Raw genomic sequence first — 26,213 nt, 5'->3', positions numbered from 1 at the left:
TGGCAATCGCATTCAAACGCCCACGCTTATCGGCTGTATATTTTTAAGGATCAGCGCAACAGATCTAAACCCGTTTTGCCAGACTCACTGTGATCAGCGAAGCCTTGTATTCTAGCATGCTTTTTAGAGCATATCGCAAAAAGCTTATTTACTTTTTGCCCACTTGCCGGCAGCGCATGGAATAAACCTTAACGCCGCCGTGTTCAGTAGAGCCTCGAATTATATACTGGTTTTTACCCGTATCCGCTGCATCCACTACTTACTGACTTTGCTTTCGCATCCTGCACATTGCTGTGCGTTATCAGTGCAGCCTTCTACTTTAGCACGGTTTTCTACGTTGCCTCAAAAGTTTGCAATATTTACGTGCGAATGGACAGCCAAGGGCATCATTTCATCTGAGATGAAAGCCTGAGAAACGGCAACGGCGCCAGGGCTTTTGCCGCGCTCTCTATATGAGTAGAGCGGTCTTTCTTAGCTTTCCACCAAGAGGTGAAACCCGTAGACCGGATAATCCCCCCAACATGGCACTCATTACCCTACTCGACGCCCAACTGGCTTTTGGACACGTCGCACTTCTCGATAAAGCCGCTTTTTCCCTTGAAACCACGGAGCGTGTAGGCCTCATTGGCCGAAATGGAGCGGGCAAATCCTCCATGCTCAAGATTCTGGGTGGACTGGAGAAGCCTGACGATGGTGCGATGCACGTGCAGCAAGGCCTGCGCATTGCCTACGTGGCCCAGGAACCGGTGCTGAACCCGGAAGACTCGGTATTCAAATCCGCCAGCGTCGGCTTGGCCAGCGTGATCGCGGCACGGGACCTGTATTTGTCTGGGGCCGATGGCGTGGATCTGGATGCCTTGCAATCTCAAATTGAGGCGTTTGATGCCTGGAACTGGGAGCAGCGCGTCGAAGAAACCCTGCACCGCCTGCATCTGGACCCTGAAGCGATTGTCGGTACCCTGTCGGGCGGCACCAAAAAGCGCGTCGCGCTGGCCCAGGCGCTGGTCGCCAAGCCGGATGTGCTGCTGCTCGACGAGCCGACCAACCATTTGGACTTGGATTCCATCGAGTGGCTGGAAGACCTGCTGATCGACTTCAAGGGCAGCCTGATCACCATTACCCACGACCGCAGCTTCCTGAACCGCGTAGCAACCCGCATTGTGGAGCTGGACCGGGGCAAGCTCAATTCCTACCCCGGCAACTTCGAGCAGTACGTGCTGCAAAAAGAAGAACAACTTGCGCAAGAGGCGGTGATCTCCGCTAAGGCCGACAAGCTGCTGGCGCAAGAAGAAATCTGGGTACGCCAAGGCGTGGCCGCCCGCCGCACCCGTAGCCAAAGCCGCGTGGTGCGCCTGGAAGCGCTGCGCTCCAGCCGTGCAGCGCGCCGCGATGCGCAAGGCAGCGTGAATCTGGATGTGGCTTCGGGCCAGTCCAGCGGCAAAATCGTGGCCGAGCTGACCGACGTGAGCTTGGCTTTTGGCTCCAAAGTTATCGTCCAGGGCTTCAATGATGTGATTTTGCGCGGCGACAAGGTCGGCTTCCTGGGTGCCAACGGTGCGGGAAAAAGCACCCTGCTCAAGCTCATTCTGGGTGAAATCCAGCCCGACAGCGGCAAGATCCGCCAAGGTGCGAACCTGCAAGTGGCCTACTTTGACCAGATGCGCAACGCGCTGGATCTGGACGCGACGCTGGAAGACTTCATCAGCCCCGGCAGCGAATGGATCGAAATCGGCAACCAGCGCAAACACGTCAAAAGCTACCTGAGCGACTTTTTGTTCTCCCCCGCGCGCGCCAACTCCCCGGTGCGCTCGCTGTCGGGTGGTGAACGCAACCGGCTGCTGCTGGCGCGACTGTTTGCCCGTCCGGCCAATGTGCTGGTGCTGGACGAACCGACCAACGATCTGGACATCGACACCCTGGAGCTACTGGAAGACCTGCTGCAAAACTACGATGGCACCGTGTTCTTGGTCAGCCACGACCGGGCCTTCCTGGACAACGTAGTCACCAGCATCATTGCCCACGAGCCCGAGGAGCGGCCTGGCTTTTGGCGCGAATACGAAGGCAGCGTGCAGGACTGGCTGATCCAGAGCAAGCGCGCCAAATTGATTGCCGAAACCAATAAGAAAAACACGCCCCAGCGCTCGTCAAATCTGCAGGAGGCGCTCTTAAATACAGAGCAAAAAACAATAGCACCCGTAGTTGCCACCAAGGCCCGCAAGCTCAGCTTCAAAGAGCAACGCGAGCTCGACGGTCTGCCGGAGCAAATTGCTGCGCTAGAAAAAGAGCAGGCCGACATCACCGCCTCGCTGGCCGATGGCAGCCTGTACACCAAGGATGCCGCGCGCGCCGCCACCCTGGGCCAGCGCAATGCGCATATCGACGAAGAACTGCTGGCCGCGTTGGAACGCTGGGAAATGCTAAGCGCCTGATTGCTATCGTTAGAGTAGCTACTAGCGCAGGTATTACCTGGGCGGTTTCAACCCCAAGTGCAACAGATTCAAGGCACGTAATCGGGTTGCAAGGTCAATCGCGCCAAGTGCTCGGCATAGACCTCAATGGGTTTGCGCCAGCCCAGCGTCATCCTGGGGCGCCCATTGAGCTGATCGGCCACCGCATCGAGCTGTTCTTGGCTGTAGCCGCTCAAATCGGTGCCCTTGGGGAAGTACTGTCGTAGCACCCCATTGGTGTTCTCGTTGCTGCCGCGCTGCCAAGGGCTATGGGGGCCGCAGAAGTACACCTTCATCCCCGTGTTCTGGCTGAGCTCCTGGTGTCTTGCCATCTCACTGCCCCGGTCATAGGTCAAGCTCTCACGCATGGGTTTGGCAATGGCGTTGAGTTTGTCGCTGAAGGCTTGCAGCACATGGGCTGCCGTGGCCGGATGGGGGTGCGGGAGTTTGACCAGCAGCACTAGGCGGGTGGTGCGCTCCACCAGCGTTCCAATCGCACTGGCGTTGGCTTGGCCTTTGATCAGGTCGCCTTCCCAATGGCCCGGAAGCTGGCGATCCGCTACTTCGGGAGGGCGCACGTGGATGCTCAGCATCTCACTGGTATCTGCACGGCGGTCTTTGCCACCCGAGCGCTGCCTGCGCGTGGCCCGTCCCATGCGCAGACAGGCGAGTAACTCCTTTTTGAGCTCGCCGCGTGGTTGGGCATAGATGCAGGTGTAGATGGTCTCGTGGGACACGTGAAGGCTTTTGTTGTCTGGATGCAGACGGCGTAGTTCGCAAGCGATTTGCTGGGGCGACCACCATTGGAGCAGATAGGCGTGCACTGACTCGAACAATGCACCGGTACGCAGCAATTTAGGTTTGGGGCGTGCAAAGCGTCTGCGCCGGTCGCAGCGTTGCTGGGCAAACCGAGAGATGTAGCCATGGATGCCGCAATTGCGCTGGCATTTTCGGCTGATGGTCGATGGGCTGCGGCCCAATGCACGGGAGATGGCCATCAGACTCATTCCTTGTTGCAGGGCTAGCGCTATGGCATTGCGCTCGTGTTCGCTCAGTTGGCTGTAGTGGTTCGTGCTCATGGGGCCTCAATTCTCTGGGTGTTGCACTTCTGAATTGAGGCCGCCCTGCACTAGTAGCCTATTTAAGGCTATATCTGAATTCAGTAGTGTCCCAACGTTTTCACATCAGGCCGTCGTAAGTTAATGATTCAATTGGAGAATTTGGTGTTTGAGTCTGGTCTCGATTTGAACGTCGAAAGTCAGACTTGCGGTTTTCCGCGGATTTCCGCCCCAAACCGCCATGCACCAAGGCAAGCTCGTATTTGCGCAACTCATGCTCTATCTGCCGCTGAGCACGTTTCGCCGCTGTGTCGCCGATCACAGGGGAGAACACAAGGTCAAGGACTTCTCCTGTCTGGATCAATTCTTTGCCATGGCCTTCGCTCAGTTGACCTATCGGGAGTCCCTGCGCGACATCAAAGTCAACTTGCGTGCGCAAGCCAGGCGGCTGTACCACATGGGGTTTCGCTGTCAGACGATTTCGCGCAATACGACGCAAACGCCACGCGCCCTTGGCAGATCTACGCCGACTTTGCGCAGCACTTGATTGGTATGGCGCGTGCGCTGTATGCCAGCGAGCCCTTCGCACTCGATCTGGATGCGACGGTCTACGCGTTCGACGCCACCACCATCGATTTGTGTCTGTCGGTGTTTGCCTGGGCGCCGTTTCGCGCCACCAAAGCTGCCATCAAGTTGCACACCTTGCTGGATTTTCGGGGCAACATTCCCAGCTTCATTCATATCACAGACGGGAAAACCCACGAGGTCAATACGCTGGACAATTTGACCATCGAGCCGGGCGCGTTTTACTTGCTGGACCGGGGTTATCTGGACTTTGCCCGGCTGTATGTCATCCACGAATCCAAAGCATTCTTCGTGACGCGTGCCAAGAGCAACACTAAGTTCAAGCGGCGCTACTCGCACCCGGTGAATCGGGCCAACACGAGTGTTCTGTGCGATCAGAGCGGTGTGCTGAGCGTGTTCTATTCGAGCAAGGACTACCCCACGACGCTGCGCCGGGTGGTGGTCAAGGACGACACCGGAAAACGGCTGGTGTTTCTGACCAACAACTTCGCATTGAGTCCCGAACTCATTGCCGGTTTGTACCGCCAGCGCTGGCAGGTGGAGTTGTTCTTCAAATGGATCAAGCAGCATTTGCGCATCAAGGTGTTTTTTGGCACCAGCGAGAACGCCGTGAAGACGCAGATATGGATCGCCATATCCACCTACGTGCTGATCGCCATTGCCAAGAAACGTCTGCATCTTGATCATCACAGCCTGTATGAAATCCTACAAATCCTGAGCCTGTCCATGTTTAAAACTATCCCTATAAATCAACTACTTACACCGCCCTCATCGGAATCGGATGTGGGTTTCGAATCAAATCAGCTCGTTCTCCTCTGAAGAACGTTGGGACGCTACTGATCTGAATTAACTATTGAAAGATGCCCACCCCTGTCCTAAAGTGAATCAAACCCACCTGGACAGGAGGCCTCCAATGCAGCGCAGCGAGTTTGCCCAGCTTCTCACCCAGCGGTCATCCCTGACAGTAGGACAGAAAGCCCAGCTACAAAGCGCTCTGGAGAAGTCCCCCCTGTGTTGCGCCCATGGCGGTAGTCGCCAGCCTCCTAGCCGCGCCCAGCGCATGCCCCCACTACCAAGCTGCGCCTGAGCAACTGCGCCCCTGGGGCCACAGCCACGGACTGGTACGTTGGCGCTGTCTTGGGTGCAAAAGGACCAGCAATCCCCTGACCGGCACGCCGTTGGCGCGCTTGCGCAAACGCGAGCAGTGGCAGCGCTTCAACCAAACGCTCATAGACGGGCTGAGCGTGCGCCAGGCTGCCCAGTGCTGCGGGGTCGATAAAAACACCGCCTTTCTGTGGCGGCATCGCTTCCTCAAGGCCCCTGTCATGCACCGTCCCCAGCACGAGGGTGGCATTGTGGAGGCCGACGAGACCTTCTTTCTGGAGTCCTTCAAGGGGCAGCGCCAGCCGCTGGGCCGTTCCGCCCGCAAGCGCGGCGGGGTGGGTGCGGCCTGGGAGCAGATTGCCGTGCTGGTGGTGAGTGACCGCAGTGGGCAAACGGCAGACTTCCGTTTAGAGCGGGTGGATGCCCGCCATATCACCGAGGTGCTGCGCCCCTTGGTTGATAAAGATGCCATCCTGTGTACGGACGGGGCCCGTGTTTATCAAACCTTTGCCCGCCTCACCGGCATCACCCACAAGGCCGTCAACATCCAAAAAGGCATCCGGGTGGTAGAGGGAGCCTTCCATATCCAGAACGTCAATGCCTACGACAGCCGCCTCAAGGGCTGGATGCAACGCTTCCACGGGGTAGCCACCAAGTACCTGGAGAGCTATCTGGGATGGCGGCAATTGCTGGAGCGTTACCGTAAATCTATTTCCACTGACACTTTTTTGTGCGAAGCGCTGGGGCGGTTTCACTCGCAACAGTTAATTCAGATATAGCCCTATTTGACGCTCAAATTCGGTTGTGCAATCGATCGCCACTGGCCCCGAGCTTGGCCAGCAAGGCGGGGGCAATCTTGTCCAGCGGCAGCACCTCGTCGGCCGCACCGTGGGCAATGGCTTCGCGCGGCATGCCGAAGACCACACAACTGGCTTCGTCCTGCACGTAGTTGTAACTGCCTTTGTCGTGCATTTCACGCATCGCGCGGGCCCCATCGTTACCCATTCCAGTGAGCATGATGCCGTAGGCATTGCGCCCCACCATCTCGGCACAGGACAAAAATAGCACCTCGACCGACGGGCGGTGCCGGTTTACCAGCTCGGCATCTTCCACCACCGCCACGTAGTTGGCACCGCTGCGGTTGATGCGAAACTGCTTGCCGCCCGGCGCAATGTAGGCGTGGCCAGGCAAAATGCGTTCACCATGCGAGGCTTCCTTGACCGTGATCTGGCACAGGCTGTTCAGGCGCGCGGCAAAGCTGGTGGTAAAGCCCGGCGGCATGTGCTGGGTGATAACGATGGCAGGCGAGTCGGCAGGCATGCAGACCAAGATTTCCTTGATGGCCTCGGTGCCGCCTGTAGACGCGCCGATACAAATCATTTTTTCGGTAGACACACGACCGATCAGGGCATTGGTCGAGCGCGTGGCTGAGGCCGGTGGCAGCACGGCAGTGCCGGGGGCAGACACCGTAGGCAGCAAAGGGCGGCGGAACTTGGCCACGGCCGCCACACGCACTTTTTCAACAATTTCAGATGCCAGATCGCGCAGGCCATTGGCTAGGCCGATGCGGGGCTTGGCCACAAAGTCCACCGCACCCAGCTCCAAAGCCCGCAAAGTAACCTCGGCTCCCTGCGCGGTCATGGTAGAAATCATCACCACCGGCATCGGCCGCAGGCGCATCAGGCGGCCCAAAAAATCGATGCCGTCCATGCGCGGCATTTCCACGTCCAGAGTGATGACATCGGGGTCCAAGTCACGAATCATTTCGCGGGCGATCAGCGGATCGTTGGCGGCACCGATGCACTCCATATCGGGCTGGCGGTTGATGATTTCGGTCAGCAGACTACGCACCAGCGCAGAGTCGTCTACCACCAGTACACGGATTTTCTTCATCGCAGCAAGCACTCAAAAAAGATCGACCGAACCACCGGACGTAGATTTCACCACCGTGGCCACGTTGCCGCGCCGCTCGTTGACAGCCTGGTCGGGATGCGCATGCGCCAAGCGCTTGACCATGGCTTTTCCGGTGACCGGAAAAAAGCACACCTTGCGCGGATAGATGTCCAATACATCTTGTGACAGCAGCGGTATGCGCTCGGTTTGCAAATAATCGATCACAAACTGGGTGTTGCGCTCGCCCACGTTCATGGTGGTGAAGTTCGACATGACCTGACCACCACCAAAAATCTTAGCCTGCATGGTTTCACGGCGGGCCCCGTTTTTCAGCATTTCGTTGATCAGCAGCTCCATCGCATAGGAACCGTAGCGACCCGCGCCAATGCCGTCTTCGCCATCGGGCAGCATGAAATGGTTCATGCCACCAATCTGCGCCCGCGTATCCCACAGGCAGGCGGCGATGCAGGAACCCAGCACCGTCATGATGACCAGGTTCTCGTCCGATACAAAGTATTCGCCTGGCAGCACCTTAACGGCGTTGTACTGAAAGTGGTGGTCAGGGTAGAAAAACGAGGCTTCGCCTGGCTTGCGGGGCCGGGCCTTCAGCTCTTCAATCGTGCTGTGACGCTCGCTGGCGGGCCGCCCGCCGGGGAGCGCGCCCACCCGCGACGCGCGACGCCGGTCTGCATCGGCACCAATAGGGAACTCGCCCGCCGCCATGCGCTGGGACAGCGAGGGGCCTGTGGTTCTGGGGATGTCCATAGTTTTTAAAGGCGCACGCTAAAGCCAAGCGGCTTGCGAAAGGCTGGGCTAGCAACGTTCATAGCTGGTCTTCCCCCGCAAGATGAATAGATCACGCGATTCACTGAAGTTTTCTGCATGACCGACGAACAGCGTGGCCCCAGGCTTCATCACCCGGTGGATGCGCTCCAGCACCGCCCGCTGGGTGGCTGCGTCAAAGTAAATCATCACGTTACGGCAAAACACCACGTCAAAGTGTTCGCGAAACGGCCAGTCGTCGCGGATCAGGTTGACGCTGATGAAGTCGATCATGCGACGCAATTCAGGCTTGATGCGTACCAGCCCGGCGTTGTCGCCTTTGCCGCGCAGCAAGAACTTTTGCATCCGCCCCTGGTCCAGGCCCTTGAGGTTTTCCAGCCGGTAAATGCCCTGGGCCGCCGAGGCCAGCACCTTGGAATCGATGTCGCTGGCGGTGAGCTTGAACGAGGGGCTTTGGCCCAGGTTCTCCAGCGCGGTCATCACAATGGAATACGGCTCTTCGCCGGTGGACGAGGCGCTGCACCACACGTTCCATGGCGTACTGGCGGGTTTGGACTTGAACAGCGTGGCCAAAATCTCGAAGTGGTGCTGCTCGCGAAAAAAGGCCGTGAGATTGGTAGTGAGCGCGTTAACAAACTCTTGCCACTCCGGCCCATCGGTGGAGTGCTCCAGCCAGCCCAGGTAATCGCGGAAACTGTTGTGCCCGGTATCACGCAGCCGCCGCGACAGGCGGCTGTAGACCATGGCGTGCTTGCCGTCGTGCAGCTTGATGCCTGCGTGCTTGTAGATCAGCGACTGGACGCGCTCAAAGTCGGCATCGGTCCAGACAAACTCACGGCCTTCCAAAACAGGGCCGGTGCTAGCTGCGGCAGGAGATGGGCGCATGGAGACGCGTGGCTCAGTCGGCAGACAGACCCATGTCGGGCCCGGACATTAGCCGCTCAATGTCCAGCAAAATCAGCATGCGGTCGCTGACCGAGCCCAGACCCAAAATACAGCTGTTGTCCACCACGCTGTCGATGTCGGGGGCGGCTTTGACGCTCTCGGGTTGCAGCTCCAGCACGTCGCTGACCGAATCCACTACGATGCCGACGATGCGGGTACGCAGGTTCAGGATGATGACCACCGTGAAACTGTTGTACTCGGCTTCAGAGCAGTTAAACTTGAGGCGCATGTCCACGATGGGCACGATGGTGCCACGCAGATTGACCACGCCTTTGATGAAGGTGGGGGCATTGGCGATGCGGGTCGGTGGCTCGTAGCCACGGATCTCCTGCACCTTCAAAATATCAATGCCGTACTCTTCTTGGCTCAATCGAAAGGTCAAATACTCTCTGGCAGCGGTGGTCAAAGCCCCCGAACGTTCCATTGCACCCATAACCATCTCCTTCAACGTCTAAATGTGTGGACTGTCGCTTAGTGCCGCGAGCGGCGCACCAGCGCACCAATATCCAGAATCAGCGCCACCTTGCCGTCGCCCATGATGGTGGCGCCCGACACGTTGGACACCTTGCGGTAGTTCGACTCCAGGTTTTTCACCACCACCTGGTGCTGGCCCAGCAGTTCGTTAACCAGCAGGGCCACGCGGCTGCCTTCGGACTCGACCACCACCATGATGTTGTTAGCCTTTTCAGCATCGGCAATCGGCACCTGGAAGATTTTTTCCAGCGCCATGACCGGCATGTATTCGTCACGGACCTTCACCAACTGCGAGCCTTGGGCCACGGTGCTAACAGATTCATCGTTGACCTGGAAGGACTCCACTACGGACGACAGGGGCAGGATATAGACCTCACTGCCTACGCTGACCGACATGCCGTCCATGATGGCCAGGGTCAACGGCAAGCGCACCGAAACCTTCATGCCCAAGCCCTCGACCGATTCAATATCGACCGTGCCATTCAGCGACGCGATATTGCGCTTCACCACGTCCATGCCCACGCCCCGGCCCGACACATCGGTCACCACATCCGCGGTAGAGAAGCCCGGTGCAAAAATCAGCTGCCAGACTTCGGCATCACTCATAGCATCGCTCACGTCCAAGCCGCGTTCACGGGCTTTGCGCAGAATTTTCTCGCGCGACATACCTTTGCCATCGTCACGTACTTCGATCACGATGGAGCCGCCTTGGTGCGCGGCCGACAGGGTGATGGTGCCGTTCTCCGGCTTGCCCGCGGCGATACGGTCCTCGGGCATCTCGATGCCGTGGTCGCAACTATTGCGCACCAAGTGGGTCAACGGGTCGGTGATTTTTTCGACCAAGCCCTTGTCCAGCTCGGTGGACTCGCCCTGAGTCACAAAGTCCACCTTTTTGCCCAGGCGGTTAGCCAGGTCGCGCAGCATGCGCGGGAAGCGGCTGAATACGATGGACATGGGGATCATGCGGATCGACATCACCGACTCTTGCAGGTCGCGGGTATTGCGGTCCAGGTCGGCCAGACCGGCAAACAGCTGCTGGTGCATGGCCGGTTCCAACCCTTGGCTGTTCTGTGCCAGCATGGCCTGAGTGATGACCAGTTCGCCCACCAGGTTAATCAACTGATCGACCTTTTTAATATCGACCCGGATGGTGGTGGCTTCCAACGGGGTTTGGCCTGCCGCTTTTTCGGCCTTGGCGGCCACGGCGGCCGGAGTCGCCACGGGCTGCTCTCCAGGGTGGCCGGGCGATCCGACGAAGAAACCGTATTCTTCTTCGACCGGCACAGCGGATGCAGCCACCGTTGCTTCAGGTTCTGGAACGGCCGCTTCTGCAGCAGCAGCGGGGGCAGCTTCGGCATCCAGATCGCGGATCCGCACGACCTCTTTGGAGACATGGAACACAAACAGGTCGAGCAAATCGTCATTGGTAGACGTGGTTTCTACCCCAAACACCCGGATATCTGCGCTTTCGCTAGGCAGCGTAGTGACCGTGCCCAGGCCTGGAATGTCGCGGAACAGCTCTTTCACCGCATCGGCCTGCTCTGGCTTGTCCAAAGGACCAATGTGGATCACCAATGACCGCGCACCTGGAGTCCTGGGTGCCGCGGGTACAGCGGGTGCCACCGGGGCCGCGACGGCCACCGGCGCAGGGGCTGGAGCGGGAGCCGGGGCTGCCGCAGGCACGGCTCCCGAGGCCAGCACGCTGATGCGCTTGACCAGGGCCGAGGTGTTGACTGCCTCGCCAACACCGCCCGCCTGGTGGCGCGCCAGCAGGCTGCGCGAGGAATCGGCCGACTCCAGCAGAGCATCCACCATAGGCGGAATCAACTTCAGCTCGTGGCGGCGCAATTTGTCCAGCAACGACTCCATCTGATGGGTCAGCTCGGCCACATCGGCAAACCCGAAGGTAGCGGCCCCGCCTTTGATCGAGTGGGCGCAACGGAAGATGCCGTTGAGTTCTTCGTCGTCGGTATCGGCCAAGTCCAGGTCGAGCAGCATTTGCTCCATCTGGTCCAGGTTCTCGCCGGCCTCTTCAAAGAAGATTTGGTAGAACTGGGTCAGGTCAAAGTCTGCGCCTGAGCTCGAACTGTCGGTGTGCATTTCAGCCATATGGTTTCCTTGGGTGCTTGCGTTCAGCGGATGACTTTTTGGATGACCTCGATCAACCGCGTAGGGTCGAAAGGTTTCACCAGCCATCCCGTAGCACCGGCGCTGCGCCCTGCCTGCTTCATTTGGTCACTGGATTCGGTCGTCAGAATGAGGATGGGGATGGTTTTGTACTTAGGGTGCTCGCGCAGCAGCCGTGTCAGGCCAATGCCATCCAGTCGAGGCATGTTTTGGTCTACCAGCACCAGATCGATAGTGTGCGACTGGGCTTTCTCGAATGCATCTTGCCCGTCCACCGCTTCAATGACCTGGTAGCCCGCTCCGGTCAACGTGAAGGACACCATCTTTCGCATGGAGGGTGAGTCGTCAACGGCAAGAATCGAATGCATGAAAAACTCCAGCTAAAGATAAAAATGCGCGTAAATAGAGGGGAAGCGGTATGTCAGAAAAGCTCAATGGAACCTGCGTCCATTTCGCTCTGGGTCACCGGGTTGGGGCGGTCAGGTGCCAAGGTCACATACTCCGCAGGCTCCTCACCTTCGTCCTGCCCCATGGTTTCCGATGCCAAACGGAATGCGCAGCCTTGCAGCATCAAGGTGGTGTGCACGATCAATTGCGAAGCCATGTCTTGGAACTGCAGCTCAGTGACGGCAGCCCGCAGGTCGCTGCGCACAGAGTCCATGGCAGGCATATCGGGAAAAGACACAGCCTGAAGCCCCTGGTTAACGCTGTTAAAACGGCTCATCAGGTTGTCCATGGTGTGGCTGAGCAGGCTTTCCAGTCGGCCCAAGTCGTGCATCACCACCATCAGTGAATCTTGCAATTCAGCGACCAACATCACCGGTAGCTGCACTACAGGTCCTGTCGGTGAGGTCGGCTCTATTTGCATGTATTCTCCGTCGCTGCAGGAACGCCCTAGACAAATTGCCCCGTTTGCTTGAATGTTAATTCTATTTCACATCCTGTTACGAACAATCTGCAAAATCGACCGCCTTTCCACTGTAACTGCACGCTTACCATGCTGACATCCGCTTTCTATATAGCTCACGCCATGCCGCACCAGGAACGTAGATGAGCCGCAGGCAGAAGCACCAGGCGATCCAAATCCTGCACCTAGAGGACTCGGCCATCGACCACCAGATCGTCGTGCGGGCCCTGCACAAACAAGGCCTGCCGTGCATCCTGCAAAGGGTCGAAACACTGGCCGCATTTACCGAGCTGACCGGCAGCACCGCGTTTGATTTGATCCTGGCCGACTACCGACTGCCGGGTTTTACCGCCATCGATGCCTGGCAGGCGTTGCAACAGCAGGCCCAGCAGCCCCCCTTTGTGCTGTTGTCGGGGGCCATTGGCGAGGCTGCGGCCGTGGATGCAATCCGGTTGGGTTTTAGCGACTACCTGCTCAAGGACGACATCAACAAGCTGGCGCATGTGATTGCCCGCGCCATCGAGTTGAGCGAGATCCGCCAGGCCAAGGAACGCGCCGATGCCGAACTGGCTGCGTCCGAGCGCCGCCTGGCCGAGCTCGCCGAGCACCTGCAAAGCTCGATTGAGCAAGAGCGCGCCGCCATCGCCCGCGAGGTGCATGACGATATTGGCGGCTCACTGGCCGCCGTCAAGCTGGACCTGGCCTGGCTGGCGCGCCACCACAAGGATGCGCCGTCGGTCGCCCACTTGAGCTCGGCACTGGAGATGCTGCAGCACGCCCTAGGGGCCAGCCAGCGCATCATGATGGACCTGCGCCCGCCGATTCTGGACCAGGGACTGACCGCTGCCGTGCAGTGGCTGGCGCAAAGCTTTCAAAAGCGCACCGGCATTGCCACCAGCTTCCACGCCACTTTCGAGCAGTTCATCGCCAACAAAGCCATCCAGTTGGTGGCCTACCGCACCGCACAAGAGGCGTTGACCAATATCGCCAAACACGCCGAATGCAGCGCAGTCAGCATCGAACTGACCGACGGTGAAGGCGTTTTGACGCTGGAAATTACCGACAATGGGCGTGGCTTAAACAAAGCCATGCTGAACAAACCCAAGGCCTTTGGGCTGCGCGGCCTGCACGAGCGGGCCAAAACCGTCGGTGGTTGGCTGGACATCAGCAACCGGGGTGGCGTGGGCACCTCCATCATTTTGTCGGTGCCGCTGCTGCCCGATACCGCCCCCACAGAAAGTCAGCCATGATCCATGTAGTTTTGTGCGACGACCATGCCATGGTCCGGCGCGGCATCCGGGGCATGCTGTCGGAAGCGGTGGACATCCAGGTCACCGGCGAGGCCTCGGGCTATGCCGAGGTGCGCGAACTGCTGCGCACCGCCGCCTGTGACGTGCTGGTGCTAGACCTGAGCATGCCGGGCCGGGGCGGCATGGAGGTGCTGGCCAGCCTGCAAGAGACGCATTCGCCCATCAAGGTGCTGGTGGTGTCGATGTTTCCGGAAGACCAGTACGCCATCCGCTGTCTGCGCGCCGGAGCGCAAGGCTACGTCAACAAGGCCGGCGACCCCGAACAGCTGGTGCTGGCCGTACGCACGGTGATGCAAGGCCGCAAATACGTGACCCCCGAGGTGGCGCAGATGCTGGTGGAAAGCCTGTCCAAACCGGTGCTGGAAGTACCGCATGCCGCTTTGTCCGAACGCGAAATGCAGACGCTGCTGAAAATTGCCTCGGGCAAACGCCTGTCCGACATCGCTGAAGAGCTGCTGCTGAGTCCCAAAACCGTCAGCGTTTACCGCACGCGGGTGCTGGAAAAGCTCAAGCTGGCTAATAACGCTGAACTCACGGTGTACGCGATTCGCAATAATTTAGTATAAAACAATAGCACTCTGCGCACGCAGAACCTGCGCTAATGGCTTATTTTAAGCTTGAAAATTGTCATAAAAATGCTAGCGCTGGGCGGTGAACAAATCTATCGCGCGGTCCATCAGCGCCATCACCGGCTGGTCCATCATCGGCAGGGTCACCGTCATCCCGACCAGGCCCATGGTCAGAGTGACAGGAAAGCCAATCGCGTAGATATTCATCTGCGGGGCCACGCGTGAGATCACACCCATCGTCAGATTGACGAACAGCAGCATGGCCACCATGGGCAGGGCCATCCACAGCGCGCTGGCAAACAGCTGGGCCCCCAGCGTGTACAGCTTGACCTGGGCCAGCACCTCTAAAAAGTTGCCGTCCACCGGAAAGCTGTCAAAGCTTTTGACCACCGCCATCAGCACGATCAGATGCCCGTTCATCACCACAAACAAAAGCATCGACATGTGGCCCAGAAAGGTGGCCACCGCGCTGACCTGGGTGTTGCTGCTGGGATTGAAAAAAGAAGCGAAATTCAGCCCCATCTGCAAGCCCACCAACTCACCCGCCAACTCCACTGCCGTAAACACCAGCTTCACCGCAAAGCCGATAGACATGCCCACCCCCACTTGCTGGATGACCGCGCCCAGCGCCTGCGGGCTGTTCATGCTGATCTGCGGCTGGTTGACCAGGCTGGCCTGGGCGGCCAGGGCGACAAAAAAGGCCAGGCCGATCTTGGCCCGCTGCGGGATGGATTTGAGCGAGAACACCGGTGCCACGCTGAACATGGCCAGCACCCGCAAAAACGGCCAGAGAATGGGCGACAGCCACCCGGCCAGTTGGGCTTCGGTAAAGGTGAGCACCGGGGCAGCCTGTCGCTACAAAACCAGGGTCGGGATGGATTCGATGGTGCGGCGGATGTAGTCCACCAGCGTCGCCAGCATCCACGGTCCGGCCAGTGCAAACACCAGCATGCAGGCAATCAGCTTGGGCACAAAAGACAGCGTTGCCTCGTGGATCTGGGTAATCGCCTGGAAGATGCTCACCAGCAGACCGACCACCAGCACCGTCACCAGAATCGGGGCCGACACCTGCAGCAGCAGCCACATGGCCTCTTGCCCCACGGTCAATACCATTTGCGAGTTCATGGCATCCCTTTGCTACTGGACAAAACTGGCGGCCAAAGAGCCAATCAGCAGATTCCAACCGTCAGCCAATACAAACAGCATCAACTTGAACGGCAGCGCCACCAGCACCGGTGACAACATCATCATGCCCAGCGACATCAGCACGCTGGCGACCACGATGTCGATCACCAGGAAGGGGATAAAGATCATGAAGCCGATCTGGAACGCCGACTTGAGCTCGCTGGTCACAAACGCGGGCACCAGCACCCGCAGCGGGGCGGTCTCGGCGGTTACGCTGGCTTCCAGGCGGGCTAGGCGGGCAAATAGTGCGAAGTCGGATTGCCGGGTTTGCTTGAGCATGAACTGGCGTACCGGGACTTCGCCCTTCTCTAGCGCCTGCTCAAAACTGATGGTGTTGGCGGTGTAGGGGGCGTAGGCCTCTTGGTAGACCCGGTCAAAGGTGGGGCCCATGACAAAAAAGGTCAGGAACAGCGACAGACCAATCACGATCTGGTTCGGCGGTGCCGACTGCGTGCCCAGCGCCTGGCGCAGCAACGACAACACGATCACGATGCGGGTAAAACCCGTCATCATCAGCAAAATGGCCGGTAAAAACGACAACGCGGTAAAAAACAGCAGCGTCTGGATCGGGACCGAGTAACTCACGCCCTGCCCGCCCGCACCAATCAGCAGCGGCAAAGTGCCCGCCGCCTGCGCAAACACCGGGGCATGGACCAGGCCCACCACAACGGGCAAGCACCAACGGGCCCGTGCGGCCAAACGCACCCACTGAAGACCCCCTTTAAACATGGGCAGTTCCGTCCTGCAGCTTGGCCGCCACAGTGGCATAGGCAGAGGGTGCAGCCGCAATAGGCGCGGTGTGCAGGCAGGTAATCGACTGCCCAGTCACCCCCAGCACCAGCCAGGTCCGCGCGCCTTCGGGGCCGACCTCCACCGTCACCACACGCTGGTGTGGCCCCACGCCGACGGCAGACACCACGCGGGCATTACCAGAAGCGGCCACGCCACCGCCCTGGGCGCGGCGCTGTATCCATTTAATAGCCATCGGTAGCATGGCCATGACGGCCACAAACAGCACTACCACCAGCAAGGTCTGCCCCATCATGGTGGACTAGCCTTTGCTAAGGCGTTTCAGCCGCTCGGACGGCGTGACCACGTCGGTCAGGCGGATACCAAACTTGTCGTTCACCACCACCACTTCGCCTTGGGCGATCAGGTAGCCGTTGATCAGCACGTCCATGGGCTCGCCCGCCAACGCATCCAGCTCCACCACGGAGCCTTGGGCCAACTGCAAGATGTATTTGATGGGCACCTTGGTCCGGCCCAGCTCCACCGACAGGGTGACCGGAATGTCCAGCACCATGTTGATGTCTTGCGAGCCACCGCCGTCTTTGTCCTTGGACATGGGGCTGTTGCCAAACAGAGGCCCTCCTTGGACGTCGTCCTCGGGCTTGGCTTCGGATACCTTTTGCTCTTCCAGGGCCTCGGCCCAAGCGGCCATCGGATCCTCTTCGTCTTCTGTCTTTTTATCCGTTGCCATTCATTTCTCCCTGGTGATTGCCATCATCTCTGCGAAGACATTCTTCAATGCGGATCGCATACTTGGAATTGTGGGTTCCGTACTGGCAGTCAAATATTGGCACGCCGCCGATCGAGGCCCGAATGCGCGGCTCGCGCTCCAGCTCGATGAAGTCGCCTGGCTTCATACTCAAAAGCTGCTCTACCGTGGCATCGGCCCGAGCCAGCTCGGCCACCAACGTGACCTCGGCAGACTGGATTTCGCGGCTCAGCAGGGTAATCCAGCGGCGGTCCACCTCGACCGAATCGCCCTGGGTGGACGAGTACAGCACATCCCGGATCGGCTCCAGAGTGGCGTACGGCATGCAAATGTGGATGGCACCAGTGATGTCACCAATCTCCAGCTGGAACACCGTAGACACCACGATTTCGCTAGGTGTCGCAATGTTGGCAAACTGGGGCTGCATTTCGGAACGCTGGTAGTCCAGCTCCAGCGGATAAATGCCGTGCCACGCCTTTTTGTACTCCGCACAAATGACATCCACCAGGCGGTTAATCACCCGCTGCTCGGTCATGGAGAACTCGCGCCCTTCGATACGGGTCTGGAACTTGCCCACACCACCGTAGAGGGTGTCGATGACGCCAAACACCAGCGAAGGCTCGCAGACGATCAGGCCGCTGCCGCGCAACGGGCGGATGGCCATAATGTTGAAATTGGTGGGCACTGCCAGCTCGCGCAGAAAGGCGCTGTAACGCTGCACCTGGACCGTGCCCACCGATATCTCGGGGCTGCGGCGAATAAAGTTGAACAGGCCAATACGGAAGTTGCGGGCAAAGCGCTCGTTGACGATCTCCATGGTCGGCATGCGACCCCGGACGATCTTTTCCTGGCTGGAAATATCGTAGTTACGGATTTCCCCGGTCTCGAAAACGGTTTCTACCGTTTTTTGGCTTTCGCCCGTGACACCTTCGAGCAGGGCATCAACTTCCTCTTGGGATAGGAATGATTCACTCATGAAGCTACTCCATTAGGACTTTCGCAGCGTCCTCTGTGCGCCGCTCTGCGCACACAGAGAGGCACGCCCTGTCCATGCAGGTGTGTCATTGGATAATGAAACTAGAAAACAGCACGCTCACAATCGGGCTCGTAGCGGCGACATGCTTCTTTTTGGCCTTCTTCTTGGGTGCAGGGTCTTCCTCCACATTTTCGTCTTCCACTTCGTAACCCAAAGGGGTAGAGACCTCCCGCAGAATTTCGTGCGCCAGTTTTTCCTTACCCTCTTTGGTCAGTAATTCGTCCGAGGTGCGCTGCGAAATCAATAGCAGTACCGCGCTGCGGATGGTGGGCAAGTTGGCCTTTACGGCATCTGATGTGTGCTGGTCTACCACACCAATGGTGATGCCCACCTGGGCATATTTTTCGCCCCCCTCATCCGCCAGGTTCACAACCATGTTGTCCATGGGTAAAAATACGGGAGGCGTGCCAGGCTTGACCGAAGCGTGGGCTGCCGGTGCCGCCTCTTCGCCATCTTCGGTGGCAGGGTGGCGCAGGAAAAAGAACCAGCCCGCACCGCCCAATACCAGCAGCAAAACGACCGCCATGATGATGACGAGCATTTTCTTGCCCTTGGCCTTAGGGGGAGCAGTCGCTTCAGCGGCAGCAGGTGCAGACACAATAATTCCTTCCGGGGTGGGGCAGATTGCAGCCCACGTTCGCCATCAATTCAAAGCCTATGCCCGGATTATTCATCCAGACGCTTCGGATAATAGCCAGATAAGCGATGCAAAACCGCCGCATTCGCGTGGCTCGGCCTCGCTATACAAATAGATCGAGTGCCCGGCCTGAATTACCTAGGGGCGCAGTGGGGCGCACGGCGGCGACTTCAGGTGCCGACCTGCCCGTATTTTGCCGCCCTTCCGAGGGTGCACGGCGTTCGCGGGCATCCGCCCCCCCGGCACCGGATGAACCGACCGACAGGCCCGACAGCACCATGCCCTGGCTTTGCAGCAGGTCCTTCAAATGCGCGGCTGAGCCGGTGAGCAGGTCGCGGGTTTCCAGCTGGTCGGTCCGGAAGACCACATGCGCCTCATTACCCGACAAACTGATACTGACCTGTACCGGCTGCGCATCGGCCCCATCAAAAGTCAGCTCGGCATTCTGGATGCCCTGCGATACCCAGTAGCTGACTTGGTCGGCCACGGCCGTCTCGGGAGCGGGTTGGCTGGTATCCACACTGGCAGCAGCGCTCTCAAAATGGACGGTTGGGGTGAAATGGCCGTGGCTTACGCCGCCCTCGGGCGCTTTGTCGACGACCAGGCCTTCGCGCTTGTTACTATTTTCACGGACGGCCAGTTGCATGGCCTCGGTGGCATCGGTCACCGCCTGCAGAGCAGAGGCCTCCGTGACGGGCATGGTCCATACACCGCCACTGGCCACGGTAGCCATCTGGTCGGCCCGGGCATCTGCCGCCGCCGTGCCCAATACCGGCTTAGCCAGGCCTTTGGCACCCTGGCCCGTCGTATCTGGCGCACCGTTGCCGCCAGCCGCCAAGCGGCTCTGGATTTGCTCAAAAACCGACGCATAGTTGGCCAAATTGGCCGATTGGGCTTTGGCATCCGACACCACCGATGGCAGGGCCGCATTACCCGTCGCAACAGCGGCACCGGCCAGACCTGCAGACTTCAAGGCCGCCAAGGGGCCTGTGCCTTGCAGTACATCCGTGGCGGCAGATGCACTGGGCGCCATCAGCGGGACCGGCACCGGAGGCAAATAGGCGGCCATCCAACTAGAGGCATCGGCGCTGGTCGCGCCAGTGACGTTGGATTTGGCGGCAGCCTGGGTTTTCTTTAGGTTGCGGCTTGCATCGGTCGGGGAGGCATCTGCGTCAGGCTCCTCCTTGGCCGCATCCAGATCTTCCTGGAAATTCCGAGACTCCTTGTCTGCGTTGTCGGCAGCATTGCTCTGGGCCGTGGTGGGCTTGTCCACGCCTTGTGGCGCAGACGGCACGGGTGGAGCGGGCTTGGTGGACACCAAGGCGGTAGGAACGGATTCAATGGCCATGGGAGTCCTCGCCAAATTGTTGGTCTATGGATTTGCCAAATCGCTGCGCAGCAAATTCGTCAATTTGCTTTTGTTCGCGGCGGTTTTGCAGCCGATCGGCTTCTACTTGTTTGTTGCGGCACACCTGCTTCAGGGTGGCCACCCGGATTTCTGCCTCGGTAAGTTGCTTTTTCGCAGCCTCTACCCAGCGGGCGTTATCTGCCAGGATGCCGACTTGCATTTGGATGGCTTGCGCCAGGCGCTCCATGAACTGGTAATGGTGGCGCATCAGCTCCGGCACGGCGCAGGTTTGGGCCTGCGTCATCCAGCGGATCTCGGTTTCGGTGGCGTAGGTTTCCAATTGGGTCAACTGGTCGTGGGCGGCAATGTATTTTTGCTGCGCCTGGCCCACTGCACGGCTGGCCGCATCGCGCTTGCTACTAGCCACCTCCACGGCTACCGCCAAGGTTTTCAGCAGGGACATGCCGTCCTCCGGCTAGTCATCTTGCACCTGCTGCTTTGGAAATACTTTGTTCCATCTCGGCCAGGCTGCGTAGCAAAGGCGATGCTTCATACATGCCCTGCTGCAAAAACGCAGCCATGCCGCCACTGAGGCGGATGGCCTCGTCCAGCCCTGGGTCGGAGCCCGCAGCATAGGCACCAATCTGCACCAGATCGCGCCCCTTCTGGTAACGCGAATTGACCATACGAAAACGCCGTGCCGCCTCGAAATGCGCTGGAGTAACTACGTTATGCATCACCCGCGAGGCCGATTGCTCTATGTCAATGGCCGGGAAGTGCCCGGCCTCGGCCAGGGAACGCGACAGCACGATGTGGCCGTCCAGAATCGCCCGGGCGGCATCGGCAATCGGGTCTTGCTGGTCATCCCCCTCGGTCAGCACCGTGTAAAACGCAGTGATTGAGCCCACGCCATTCAATCCATTGCCGCTGCGCTCCACCAGTTGCGGCAGCTTGGCAAAACACGAAGGCGGATAACCTTTGGTGGCCGGCGGCTCGCCAATCGCCAGGGCGATTTCACGCTGGGCCATAGCAAAACGGGTCAGCGAATCCATCAGCAGCAGCACATGCTGGCCTTTGTCGCGAAAGTACTCGGCTACGGCCGTGGCATAGGCAGCACCTTGCAGACGCAGTAGCGGCGGCGCGTCGGCTGGGGCGGCCACCACGACCGAGCGGGCGCGGCCATCGGCCCCCAAAATATCTTCGACAAATTCTTTGACTTCACGGCCCCGCTCGCCGATCAGACCGACCACGATCACGTCGGCCTGGGTGTAACGGGCCATCATGCCCAACAGCACGCTTTTGCCCACACCGGAGCCCGCAAACAAGCCAATACGCTGGCCGCGCCCTACGGTGAGCATGCCATTGATGGCGCGCACGCCGGTATCCAGCGGCTCCCGCACGGGGTCACGGTCCATGGCGTTGATGGGGCTGCGGTCCAGCGGCTGCGAGCGCACGTTGAGGACAGGACCACCATGGTCGAGCGGCACGCCCTGGGCATCCACCACGCGGCCCAGCAAGCCATCGCCAATCGGCAAACGCAAAACACCGGCTGCCCCCGCCGCTTTGTCGCGCCGCCCATCGCCCAAACGGGGTACCGAAACAAACGGCGGCGCGGGCACCACACTGGCCCCGCTGCTCAGGCCGTGCACGTCACCTGCAGGCATCAGAAAAGCCTTGTCATTGGAGAAACCCACCACCTCCACCAGTACCGACGGCAGTCCCGGTGTGGTGACCAAACACTGCGAGCCAACGGCACTGCGCACACCCGCGGCCTCCAGCACCAAACCCGCCAAACGGGTCAGGGTGCCCCGCACCTCTAAGGTGCTGCCGGTATCGACGCGCTGCTGCGCGTCGACCATGAATTGCGGCCAGACATGTGCGTTCTCGGGGGTGTCAGCTGCCATCTTCCACATCCCCATCGGTCCAGGCGGATGCCAACCCCAGATTGGCCACCGCCCGCTCCCAGCGTTTGGACAATGTGCCGTCGATCACCATACCGCCCGATTCAACCATGCAGCCCCCGCGCTCGACGGCTGCATCGGGCAGCCAAGTCAAGGCTGGCGATGGGAAGGCCTCTTTCAGCGGGGCTTGCAGCACCTCCAAGTCCTGCGGATGCAGCTTGATGACTGCGGCCTTGCCATCCATGACCAGCATGCCCAGCGCTTCCTGGATGACCGGCTCCAAAGCAGCGGTGTCGACGTGCAGTTCGCGGCGCACGATTTGGCGCGCCAGCCCACAGGCCAGGGCCAGCACCTGTTGGGCCATGTCTTGCTCCACCTGGGCCAGACGTGACTGCATGGCGGTGAGCAGCTCGGCCAGGTTGTGTGCCGTCTCTACGCCCTGCCCTTGTACGAATGCATCGAGTTTCTGGTTACCTTCCAGCGTGGCTTCCGCTAGTCCCTGGGCCAGACCCGCGGCGTGGCCATCGTTCCAGGCACGGTCTAGCCGTACCTGCTCGGGTTCTTCTGGCTCCAGCTCGGGTTCGGGCAACAGCTCCAGCACCACCGGTGCCACCGGGCCAACGGCACCAAATCGCCATTCGGACACCTCGCCCAGCTCCTCGCTGCGGATGAAGCGCGAATGGGCCCGGGAAGAACCGCGGTTGCTAGACAAAACCATCGTCGCCTCCACCGCCCAGCACCACCTGGCCTTCGTCTACCAGGCGGCGCACAATTTTGAGGATTTCCTTTTGTTGCACTTCGACTTCGGACAGCCGCATCGGCCCGCGCGATTCCAGGTCTTCGCGCATGGATTCGGAGGCGCGGCTGGACATATTGCCCAGTATCTTCTCCTTGAGCTCGGGCGAACCACCCTTCAAAGCCACGATCAGGGTCTCGGAGGCCACCTCTTTCAGCACCATCTGGATGGACTTGTTGTCCAGCTTGGCGATGTCGTCGAAGACAAACATCTTATCGACGATCTTTTGCGCCAGATCCGAGTCAAAGCCCTTGATGGACTCGATGACCGTGCCCTCGATGTTGGCCCCCAGCAAGTTGATGATTTCGGCCGCCGCCTTGACCCCGCCCAGCGAAGATTTGCGAATCTTGTCACCACCGGCCAGCACCTTGAACAGCACTTCGTTCAAGTCTTTCAAGGCGGTGGGCTGGATACCTTCCAGCGTAGCCACCCGCAGCAGTACCTCGTTGCGCTGGCGTTCGGTCAATTGCTTGAGCACCGCAGCCGATTGCTCGTAGTCCAGGTGGACCAGAATGGCCGCCACGATCTGCGGGTGCTCGTTGCGCAGCAGCTCGGCCACCGACAGCGGGTCCATCCACTTCAGGCTTTCAATGCCCGACACGTCGCCGCCCAGCAGGATACGGTCGATCAGCAAGGAGGCCTTGTCATCACCCAACGCCCGGCGCAGCACTGCCTTGACGTAGTCGGCCGTGTCATTGACCAGCAGGCTCTGGGCCGCTGCCGCCGTGGTGAACCGCACCAGCACCTGGTCTACCTTTTCACGGGTCACCACCTTGGTTTTGGCGATGGTTTCACCCAGCTTTTGGACCTCTTTGGGCGACAGGTGTTTGAAGACCTCGGCGGCCTCCTCTTCCCCCAGAGACATCAAAAAAATAGCCGCGTCGGTAAGACCTTGTTCGTCCATGGAGTTGCCTTAGTCTTCGCCGTTGATCCAGTTTTTCACGATATTGGCCACGGCAGTGGAGTTGGTGCGGGCCAGCTGGCGCGCATCCTCCAACCGCAACTGGTGGTCGGTGGGAGCCAGCGTTTGGATACCGTCGGCGCCAATGATGGTGCCGCGCGGCGTGTCGCCAGCCACCAAGGCATCCAGTGGGCCACCCAGCGGCCCCATGCCCAGCGCCAATGGCTGTCCGTCCGCACCCAGAGCACCGGGTTCCACCGGTACGGGCTTGGGTTCGGCCATGGCCTTCAGGCCGGGACGCACCAGGCCCAGAATCACAATCAGCGCTAGCAGCAAACTGCCCACCGGCCAAGCCAGGTTGCGGGCCATCTCCAGGACTTCAGGTTGCCGCCACAGCGGGGTGTTGTCCACCACCGGTACATCCACCAGAAACGGTGCATTCATCAGATTGACGGAGTCGCCACGGTCTTTGTTGAAGCCAATGGACTCGCGCACCAGGGCGGTCATTTGCTCAATTTGCTGATCGGTAAGTGCCTTGGTGGTGGGTTTGCCCTTGTCATCGGCAGACACGGCATGGTTCACGACCACGGCGGCACTCAGACGTTTGATGGTCCCCGAGCCGCCACGCACCACCCGCACCGTCTTGTCCACTTCGTAATTGGTCACCGATTCGCGCTTGCCACCCGCCGGCACACCGCCGCCTGCCGCCGCGCTGGCCGAGCCTGAAGCCGTCAGCGCGACGGCGGGCCCATTGATGGGTGCGGTGGCCGAGGCGGGTGGTTGGTTGCTCGTGGCACCGGGAATGCCGCTTGGCAAAGGAGCCCCCTGGGCCCCGCCGCCGGTTTCCACCACCTGCTGGCTGCGCACGGCGCTGGCATCGGTGGCCAGATTCGGGCGGTGCGATTCGGCGGTGGATTCGGTTTGCGAAAAATCGACTTCGGCCGTCACCTGGGCCTTGACGTTCTCGCGGCCTACGATGGGCTCCAGCATGTCCAGAATGCGGCGGCTGTACTGCTGCTCAATACGTTGTACGTACTGCAGTTGCTCCGCATCGGCACCGCCCGTGCCATCGGCCGACTGGGACAGCAGCTTGCCGGTGTCGTCCAGCACACTGACGGCGCTGGGCAGCAGCTCAGGCACGCTGGATGCAACCAAATGCACGATACCCGCCAGTTGCGTGCGGTCTAGCGACTGGCCGGGCTGCAAACTCACCAGAATCGATGCCGAAGGCTTTTGCTGCTCTCTGAAAAATCCGTTCTGGCTGGGCAGGGCCAGGTGCACCCGGGCGCTGGCGACCGAGGACAAGGCCTGGATCGAACGGGTCAATTCGCCCTCCAAGCCACGCTGAAAGGCCAGCCGCTCCTGGAACTGCGTCATGCCAAAGCGGTTCGCGTCCATCAGTTCGAATCCGACTACCGAACCCTTGGGCAGCCCCAGGGAGGCCAGGCGCAAACGGGTGTCGTGCACTCTGTCGGCGGGGACCATGATGGCACCACCGCCCTCGGTGTACTTGTAGGGCACATTCATCTGCGACAGTTGGGCCACGATGGCACCACCGTCTTTGTCGGCCAAATTGGTGTAGAGCACCTTGTAGTCCGGCCGCTGCCCCAGAAACACGGCGACCAAAATCCCCACCACCAGCAAAGCGATACCCGCACCCAGCCGCATGCGCTGTGGACGGTCCAAATTGGACAGTCTTTGCGTCAATGGCGAGAGGGTCGGTACGGGTATTTCGGCGACTGCAGACATCATGCTTTCCGGGTGGTATGGCGCGAGCTTGCTCCACTAGCTTGCCTGGACAGGGGTGCAGCGCACTCTGGGCCATGCAAGTTGATTCACTTTAATGGGTTTGATTATTCGGGCAAGTCGCCAAACCATCGGCCTGATAAGCCGGGGTTTTGGCCGCCTTTTCAGCACCATACACCGACTGCGCCCCACTACGATTGGCACATTCGTATCCATCCCCTGGAGGGAACTGTCATGGATCTCCGCTTATCTCCCATATCCCCCAGCATGCCTACCCGCACGGGCATGGTACAGCGCACCCCTACCGCCGCCACTTCGGAGGCCCAAAGTGCGGGTTTCTCCAGTGCACTCAAGGGGGCTCTGGCCGAGGTCAGTGCGGCGCAAAACAATGCCACCCAGCTGCAAAAAGAAGTGCAAATGGAGAATCCCAACGTGAGCCTAGAAGAAACCATGGTGGCCATCCAGAAAGCGCAAATCGGCTTTCAGGCCACCATGCATGTCCGCAACCGCATGGTGCAAGCGTATAGCGACATCATGAATATGCAAGTTTAGGCACCCCCTCCCCCGGCTTGCCCACTTCGTTGGGCCGCGCCCCCTTGCAGGGGGCAACAGCAGCGGACTGGCGGAGCCAGATCCGCGCTGCGCTGGAAGGGGTGGCTACAGAATGGGGTTTAAGCTTTTTAGGCGGTTGGCGCTTACTCTTCCTGCACAGGCAGCTACTGAATACATAGCAATTTCTTGACTACCACGGGTGCTTGAGCGCCCAATGCAAAAAAGCCCCTCACGGTTAATGCCAGTCAGTTAAGACAGCCAGGTGCGTAAAGTAAAAAGGGAACGTGTTCAACATGTTCCCTTTTTTGTTTTATGAGTTGGTTGCAAAGCGAGTTGTCGCAAACACTGGCGCGGACCCCGCCAAGCCTGGATCAGTTGAGCGCGTTGATCGATCCCCAATGGATTGAACAA

The 26,213-nt window shown here is 59.6% G+C and carries 25 protein-coding genes and 2 pseudogenes; 6 read left to right on the top strand and 21 right to left on the bottom strand.

The genetic code is table 11. The features are described from left to right. The first annotated feature begins 521 nt into the window (after positions 1–521). Positions 522–2,429, top strand: coding sequence for an ATP-binding cassette domain-containing protein (locus ABI213_RS05810; protein ID WP_348006556.1), 1,908 nt, complete (start codon positions 522–524; stop codon positions 2,427–2,429). Positions 2,430–2,497: 68 nt separating this feature from the next. Here the strand turns inward: ABI213_RS05810 and ABI213_RS05805 are convergent, their stop codons facing one another. Then, positions 2,498–3,526, bottom strand: a complete 1,029-nt coding sequence (locus ABI213_RS05805; RefSeq protein ID WP_348006555.1) for an IS30 family transposase — start codon at positions 3,524–3,526, stop codon at positions 2,498–2,500. 220 nt (positions 3,527–3,746) lie between these two features. Between ABI213_RS05805 and ABI213_RS05800 the strand changes: the two are divergent. Both ABI213_RS05800 and ABI213_RS05795 read left to right on the top strand, forming a co-directional pair. Then, positions 3,747–4,909: pseudogene (locus ABI213_RS05800) on the top strand (IS4 family transposase). A 94-nt stretch (positions 4,910–5,003) separates the two neighbouring features. Beyond that, a pseudogene (locus ABI213_RS05795) lies at positions 5,004–5,973 on the top strand (IS1595 family transposase). 13 nt (positions 5,974–5,986) lie between these two features. Here ABI213_RS05795 and ABI213_RS05790 read toward each other — a convergent pair. From ABI213_RS05790 to ABI213_RS05760, 7 genes are read right to left on the bottom strand one after another with little or no spacing between them, the layout of a single operon-like run. Beyond that, complete coding sequence (locus tag ABI213_RS05790; protein ID WP_348006554.1) at positions 5,987–7,087, bottom strand: chemotaxis response regulator protein-glutamate methylesterase; 1,101 nt, start codon at positions 7,085–7,087, stop codon at positions 5,987–5,989. 12 nt (positions 7,088–7,099) lie between these two features. Continuing rightward, on the bottom strand, positions 7,100–7,852 hold the full coding sequence (cheD, locus tag ABI213_RS05785) for a chemoreceptor glutamine deamidase CheD (protein ID WP_348006553.1): 753 nt from the start codon (positions 7,850–7,852) through the stop codon (positions 7,100–7,102). A gap of 48 nt (positions 7,853–7,900) precedes the next feature. Continuing rightward, a complete protein-coding gene (locus tag ABI213_RS05780) occupies positions 7,901–8,755 on the bottom strand; it encodes a CheR family methyltransferase (protein ID WP_348006552.1) in 855 nt (284 codons plus the stop codon). A 13-nt stretch (positions 8,756–8,768) separates the two neighbouring features. Further along, positions 8,769–9,248 (bottom strand): chemotaxis protein CheW, encoded by a 480-nt coding sequence (locus ABI213_RS05775; protein ID WP_348006551.1) that lies wholly within the window; start codon positions 9,246–9,248, stop codon positions 8,769–8,771. Positions 9,249–9,286: 38 nt separating this feature from the next. Next, positions 9,287–11,398: a chemotaxis protein CheW gene (locus tag ABI213_RS05770; protein WP_348006550.1), complete on the bottom strand. Its 2,112-nt coding sequence runs from the start codon at positions 11,396–11,398 to the stop codon at positions 9,287–9,289. A gap of 23 nt (positions 11,399–11,421) precedes the next feature. Beyond that, positions 11,422–11,784 (bottom strand): response regulator, encoded by a 363-nt coding sequence (locus tag ABI213_RS05765; RefSeq protein WP_348006549.1) that lies wholly within the window; start codon positions 11,782–11,784, stop codon positions 11,422–11,424. Positions 11,785–11,837: 53 nt separating this feature from the next. Further along, a complete protein-coding gene (locus tag ABI213_RS05760) occupies positions 11,838–12,284 on the bottom strand; it encodes a hypothetical protein (protein WP_348006548.1) in 447 nt (148 codons plus the stop codon). A gap of 182 nt (positions 12,285–12,466) precedes the next feature. Between ABI213_RS05760 and ABI213_RS05755 the strand changes: the two genes are divergently transcribed. Both ABI213_RS05755 and ABI213_RS05750 read left to right on the top strand, forming a co-directional pair. Further along, positions 12,467–13,573, top strand: a complete 1,107-nt coding sequence (locus tag ABI213_RS05755) for a response regulator (RefSeq protein WP_348006547.1) — start codon at positions 12,467–12,469, stop codon at positions 13,571–13,573. After that, complete coding sequence (locus ABI213_RS05750) at positions 13,570–14,199, top strand: response regulator transcription factor (RefSeq protein ID WP_348006546.1); 630 nt, start codon at positions 13,570–13,572, stop codon at positions 14,197–14,199. The genes ABI213_RS05755 and ABI213_RS05750 overlap by 4 nt, the downstream gene beginning before the upstream one ends. Before the next feature lie 72 nt (positions 14,200–14,271). Here ABI213_RS05750 and fliR read toward each other — a convergent pair whose 3' ends face one another. From fliR to fliF, 13 genes are all read right to left on the bottom strand, one after another. Continuing rightward, on the bottom strand, positions 14,272–15,042 hold the full coding sequence (fliR, locus tag ABI213_RS05745) for a flagellar biosynthetic protein FliR (protein ID WP_348006545.1): 771 nt from the start codon (positions 15,040–15,042) through the stop codon (positions 14,272–14,274). A gap of 15 nt (positions 15,043–15,057) precedes the next feature. Beyond that, entirely contained in the window at positions 15,058–15,327 is a 270-nt protein-coding gene (fliQ, locus tag ABI213_RS05740) for a flagellar biosynthesis protein FliQ (protein WP_348006544.1), read from the bottom strand. A gap of 12 nt (positions 15,328–15,339) precedes the next feature. Then, the gene (gene fliP, locus ABI213_RS05735) at positions 15,340–16,116 is read right to left on the bottom strand and encodes a flagellar type III secretion system pore protein FliP (RefSeq protein WP_348006543.1); all 777 of its coding nucleotides are present in this window, start codon (positions 16,114–16,116) and stop codon (positions 15,340–15,342) included. Then, complete coding sequence (locus tag ABI213_RS05730) at positions 16,109–16,429, bottom strand: flagellar biosynthetic protein FliO (RefSeq protein ID WP_348006557.1); 321 nt, start codon at positions 16,427–16,429, stop codon at positions 16,109–16,111. The genes fliP and ABI213_RS05730 overlap by 8 nt, the downstream gene beginning before the upstream one ends. 9 nt (positions 16,430–16,438) lie before the next feature. Next, the gene (fliN, locus tag ABI213_RS05725) at positions 16,439–16,867 is read right to left on the bottom strand and encodes a flagellar motor switch protein FliN (protein ID WP_348006542.1); all 429 of its coding nucleotides are present in this window, start codon (positions 16,865–16,867) and stop codon (positions 16,439–16,441) included. Continuing rightward, a complete protein-coding gene (gene fliM / locus ABI213_RS05720; protein ID WP_348006541.1) occupies positions 16,854–17,861 on the bottom strand; it encodes a flagellar motor switch protein FliM in 1,008 nt (335 codons plus the stop codon). The genes fliN and fliM overlap by 14 nt, the downstream gene beginning before the upstream one ends. Positions 17,862–17,946: 85 nt before the next feature. Next, positions 17,947–18,519, bottom strand: a complete 573-nt coding sequence (locus ABI213_RS05715; RefSeq protein ID WP_348006540.1) for a flagellar basal body-associated FliL family protein — start codon at positions 18,517–18,519, stop codon at positions 17,947–17,949. Between the two features lie 142 nt (positions 18,520–18,661). Continuing rightward, on the bottom strand, positions 18,662–19,906 hold the full coding sequence (locus ABI213_RS05710) for a flagellar hook-length control protein FliK (RefSeq protein WP_348026379.1): 1,245 nt from the start codon (positions 19,904–19,906) through the stop codon (positions 18,662–18,664). Continuing rightward, entirely contained in the window at positions 19,896–20,369 is a 474-nt protein-coding gene (fliJ, locus tag ABI213_RS05705) for a flagellar export protein FliJ (RefSeq protein WP_348026377.1), read from the bottom strand. The genes ABI213_RS05710 and fliJ overlap by 11 nt, the downstream gene beginning before the upstream one ends. A gap of 16 nt (positions 20,370–20,385) precedes the next feature. After that, positions 20,386–21,810, bottom strand: a complete 1,425-nt coding sequence (gene fliI / locus ABI213_RS05700) for a flagellar protein export ATPase FliI (protein ID WP_348026375.1) — start codon at positions 21,808–21,810, stop codon at positions 20,386–20,388. Further along, complete coding sequence (locus ABI213_RS05695; RefSeq protein ID WP_348006536.1) at positions 21,800–22,519, bottom strand: flagellar assembly protein FliH; 720 nt, start codon at positions 22,517–22,519, stop codon at positions 21,800–21,802. Before ABI213_RS05695 ends, fliI begins: the two co-directional genes overlap by 11 nt. Next, entirely contained in the window at positions 22,512–23,507 is a 996-nt protein-coding gene (gene fliG / locus ABI213_RS05690; RefSeq protein WP_348006535.1) for a flagellar motor switch protein FliG, read from the bottom strand. Before fliG ends, ABI213_RS05695 begins: the two co-directional genes overlap by 8 nt. Positions 23,508–23,516: 9 nt before the next feature. Then, a complete protein-coding gene (gene fliF, locus ABI213_RS05685; protein ID WP_348006534.1) occupies positions 23,517–25,253 on the bottom strand; it encodes a flagellar basal-body MS-ring/collar protein FliF in 1,737 nt (578 codons plus the stop codon). Between the two features lie 231 nt (positions 25,254–25,484). On the opposite strand from fliF, the gene fliE reads away from it, so the two are divergent. Continuing rightward, positions 25,485–25,802: a flagellar hook-basal body complex protein FliE gene (fliE, locus tag ABI213_RS05680; RefSeq protein ID WP_348006533.1), complete on the top strand. Its 318-nt coding sequence runs from the start codon at positions 25,485–25,487 to the stop codon at positions 25,800–25,802. Positions 25,803–26,213: the final 411 nt, after the last annotated feature.

Source organism: Rhodoferax sp., assembly GCF_039922535.1.
Lineage (GTDB): Bacteria > Pseudomonadota > Gammaproteobacteria > Burkholderiales > Burkholderiaceae_C > Rhodoferax_B.
This window is presented reverse-complemented; position numbering and strand designations above follow the sequence as displayed.

Coding starts and splice junctions, on each gene's coding strand:
- ABI213_RS05810 (WP_348006556.1), top strand. CDS start 522: ATGGCACTCATTACCCTACTCGACGCCCAACTGGCTTTTGGACACGTC.
- ABI213_RS05805 (WP_348006555.1), bottom strand. CDS start 3,526: ATGAGCACGAACCACTACAGCCAACTGAGCGAACACGAGCGCAATGCC.
- ABI213_RS05790 (WP_348006554.1), bottom strand. CDS start 7,087: ATGAAGAAAATCCGTGTACTGGTGGTAGACGACTCTGCGCTGGTGCGT.
- cheD (WP_348006553.1), bottom strand. CDS start 7,852: ATGGACATCCCCAGAACCACAGGCCCCTCGCTGTCCCAGCGCATGGCG.
- ABI213_RS05780 (WP_348006552.1), bottom strand. CDS start 8,755: ATGCGCCCATCTCCTGCCGCAGCTAGCACCGGCCCTGTTTTGGAAGGC.
- ABI213_RS05775 (WP_348006551.1), bottom strand. CDS start 9,248: ATGGGTGCAATGGAACGTTCGGGGGCTTTGACCACCGCTGCCAGAGAG.
- ABI213_RS05770 (WP_348006550.1), bottom strand. CDS start 11,398: ATGGCTGAAATGCACACCGACAGTTCGAGCTCAGGCGCAGACTTTGAC.
- ABI213_RS05765 (WP_348006549.1), bottom strand. CDS start 11,784: ATGCATTCGATTCTTGCCGTTGACGACTCACCCTCCATGCGAAAGATG.
- ABI213_RS05760 (WP_348006548.1), bottom strand. CDS start 12,284: ATGCAAATAGAGCCGACCTCACCGACAGGACCTGTAGTGCAGCTACCG.
- ABI213_RS05755 (WP_348006547.1), top strand. CDS start 12,467: ATGAGCCGCAGGCAGAAGCACCAGGCGATCCAAATCCTGCACCTAGAG.
- ABI213_RS05750 (WP_348006546.1), top strand. CDS start 13,570: ATGATCCATGTAGTTTTGTGCGACGACCATGCCATGGTCCGGCGCGGC.
- fliQ (WP_348006544.1), bottom strand. CDS start 15,327: ATGAACTCGCAAATGGTATTGACCGTGGGGCAAGAGGCCATGTGGCTG.
- fliP (WP_348006543.1), bottom strand. CDS start 16,116: ATGTTTAAAGGGGGTCTTCAGTGGGTGCGTTTGGCCGCACGGGCCCGT.
- ABI213_RS05730 (WP_348006557.1), bottom strand. CDS start 16,429: ATGGGGCAGACCTTGCTGGTGGTAGTGCTGTTTGTGGCCGTCATGGCC.
- fliN (WP_348006542.1), bottom strand. CDS start 16,867: ATGGCAACGGATAAAAAGACAGAAGACGAAGAGGATCCGATGGCCGCT.
- fliM (WP_348006541.1), bottom strand. CDS start 17,861: ATGAGTGAATCATTCCTATCCCAAGAGGAAGTTGATGCCCTGCTCGAA.
- ABI213_RS05710 (WP_348026379.1), bottom strand. CDS start 19,906: ATGGCCATTGAATCCGTTCCTACCGCCTTGGTGTCCACCAAGCCCGCT.
- fliJ (WP_348026377.1), bottom strand. CDS start 20,369: ATGTCCCTGCTGAAAACCTTGGCGGTAGCCGTGGAGGTGGCTAGTAGC.
- fliI (WP_348026375.1), bottom strand. CDS start 21,810: ATGGCAGCTGACACCCCCGAGAACGCACATGTCTGGCCGCAATTCATG.
- fliG (WP_348006535.1), bottom strand. CDS start 23,507: ATGGACGAACAAGGTCTTACCGACGCGGCTATTTTTTTGATGTCTCTG.
- fliF (WP_348006534.1), bottom strand. CDS start 25,253: ATGTCTGCAGTCGCCGAAATACCCGTACCGACCCTCTCGCCATTGACG.
- fliE (WP_348006533.1), top strand. CDS start 25,485: ATGGATCTCCGCTTATCTCCCATATCCCCCAGCATGCCTACCCGCACG.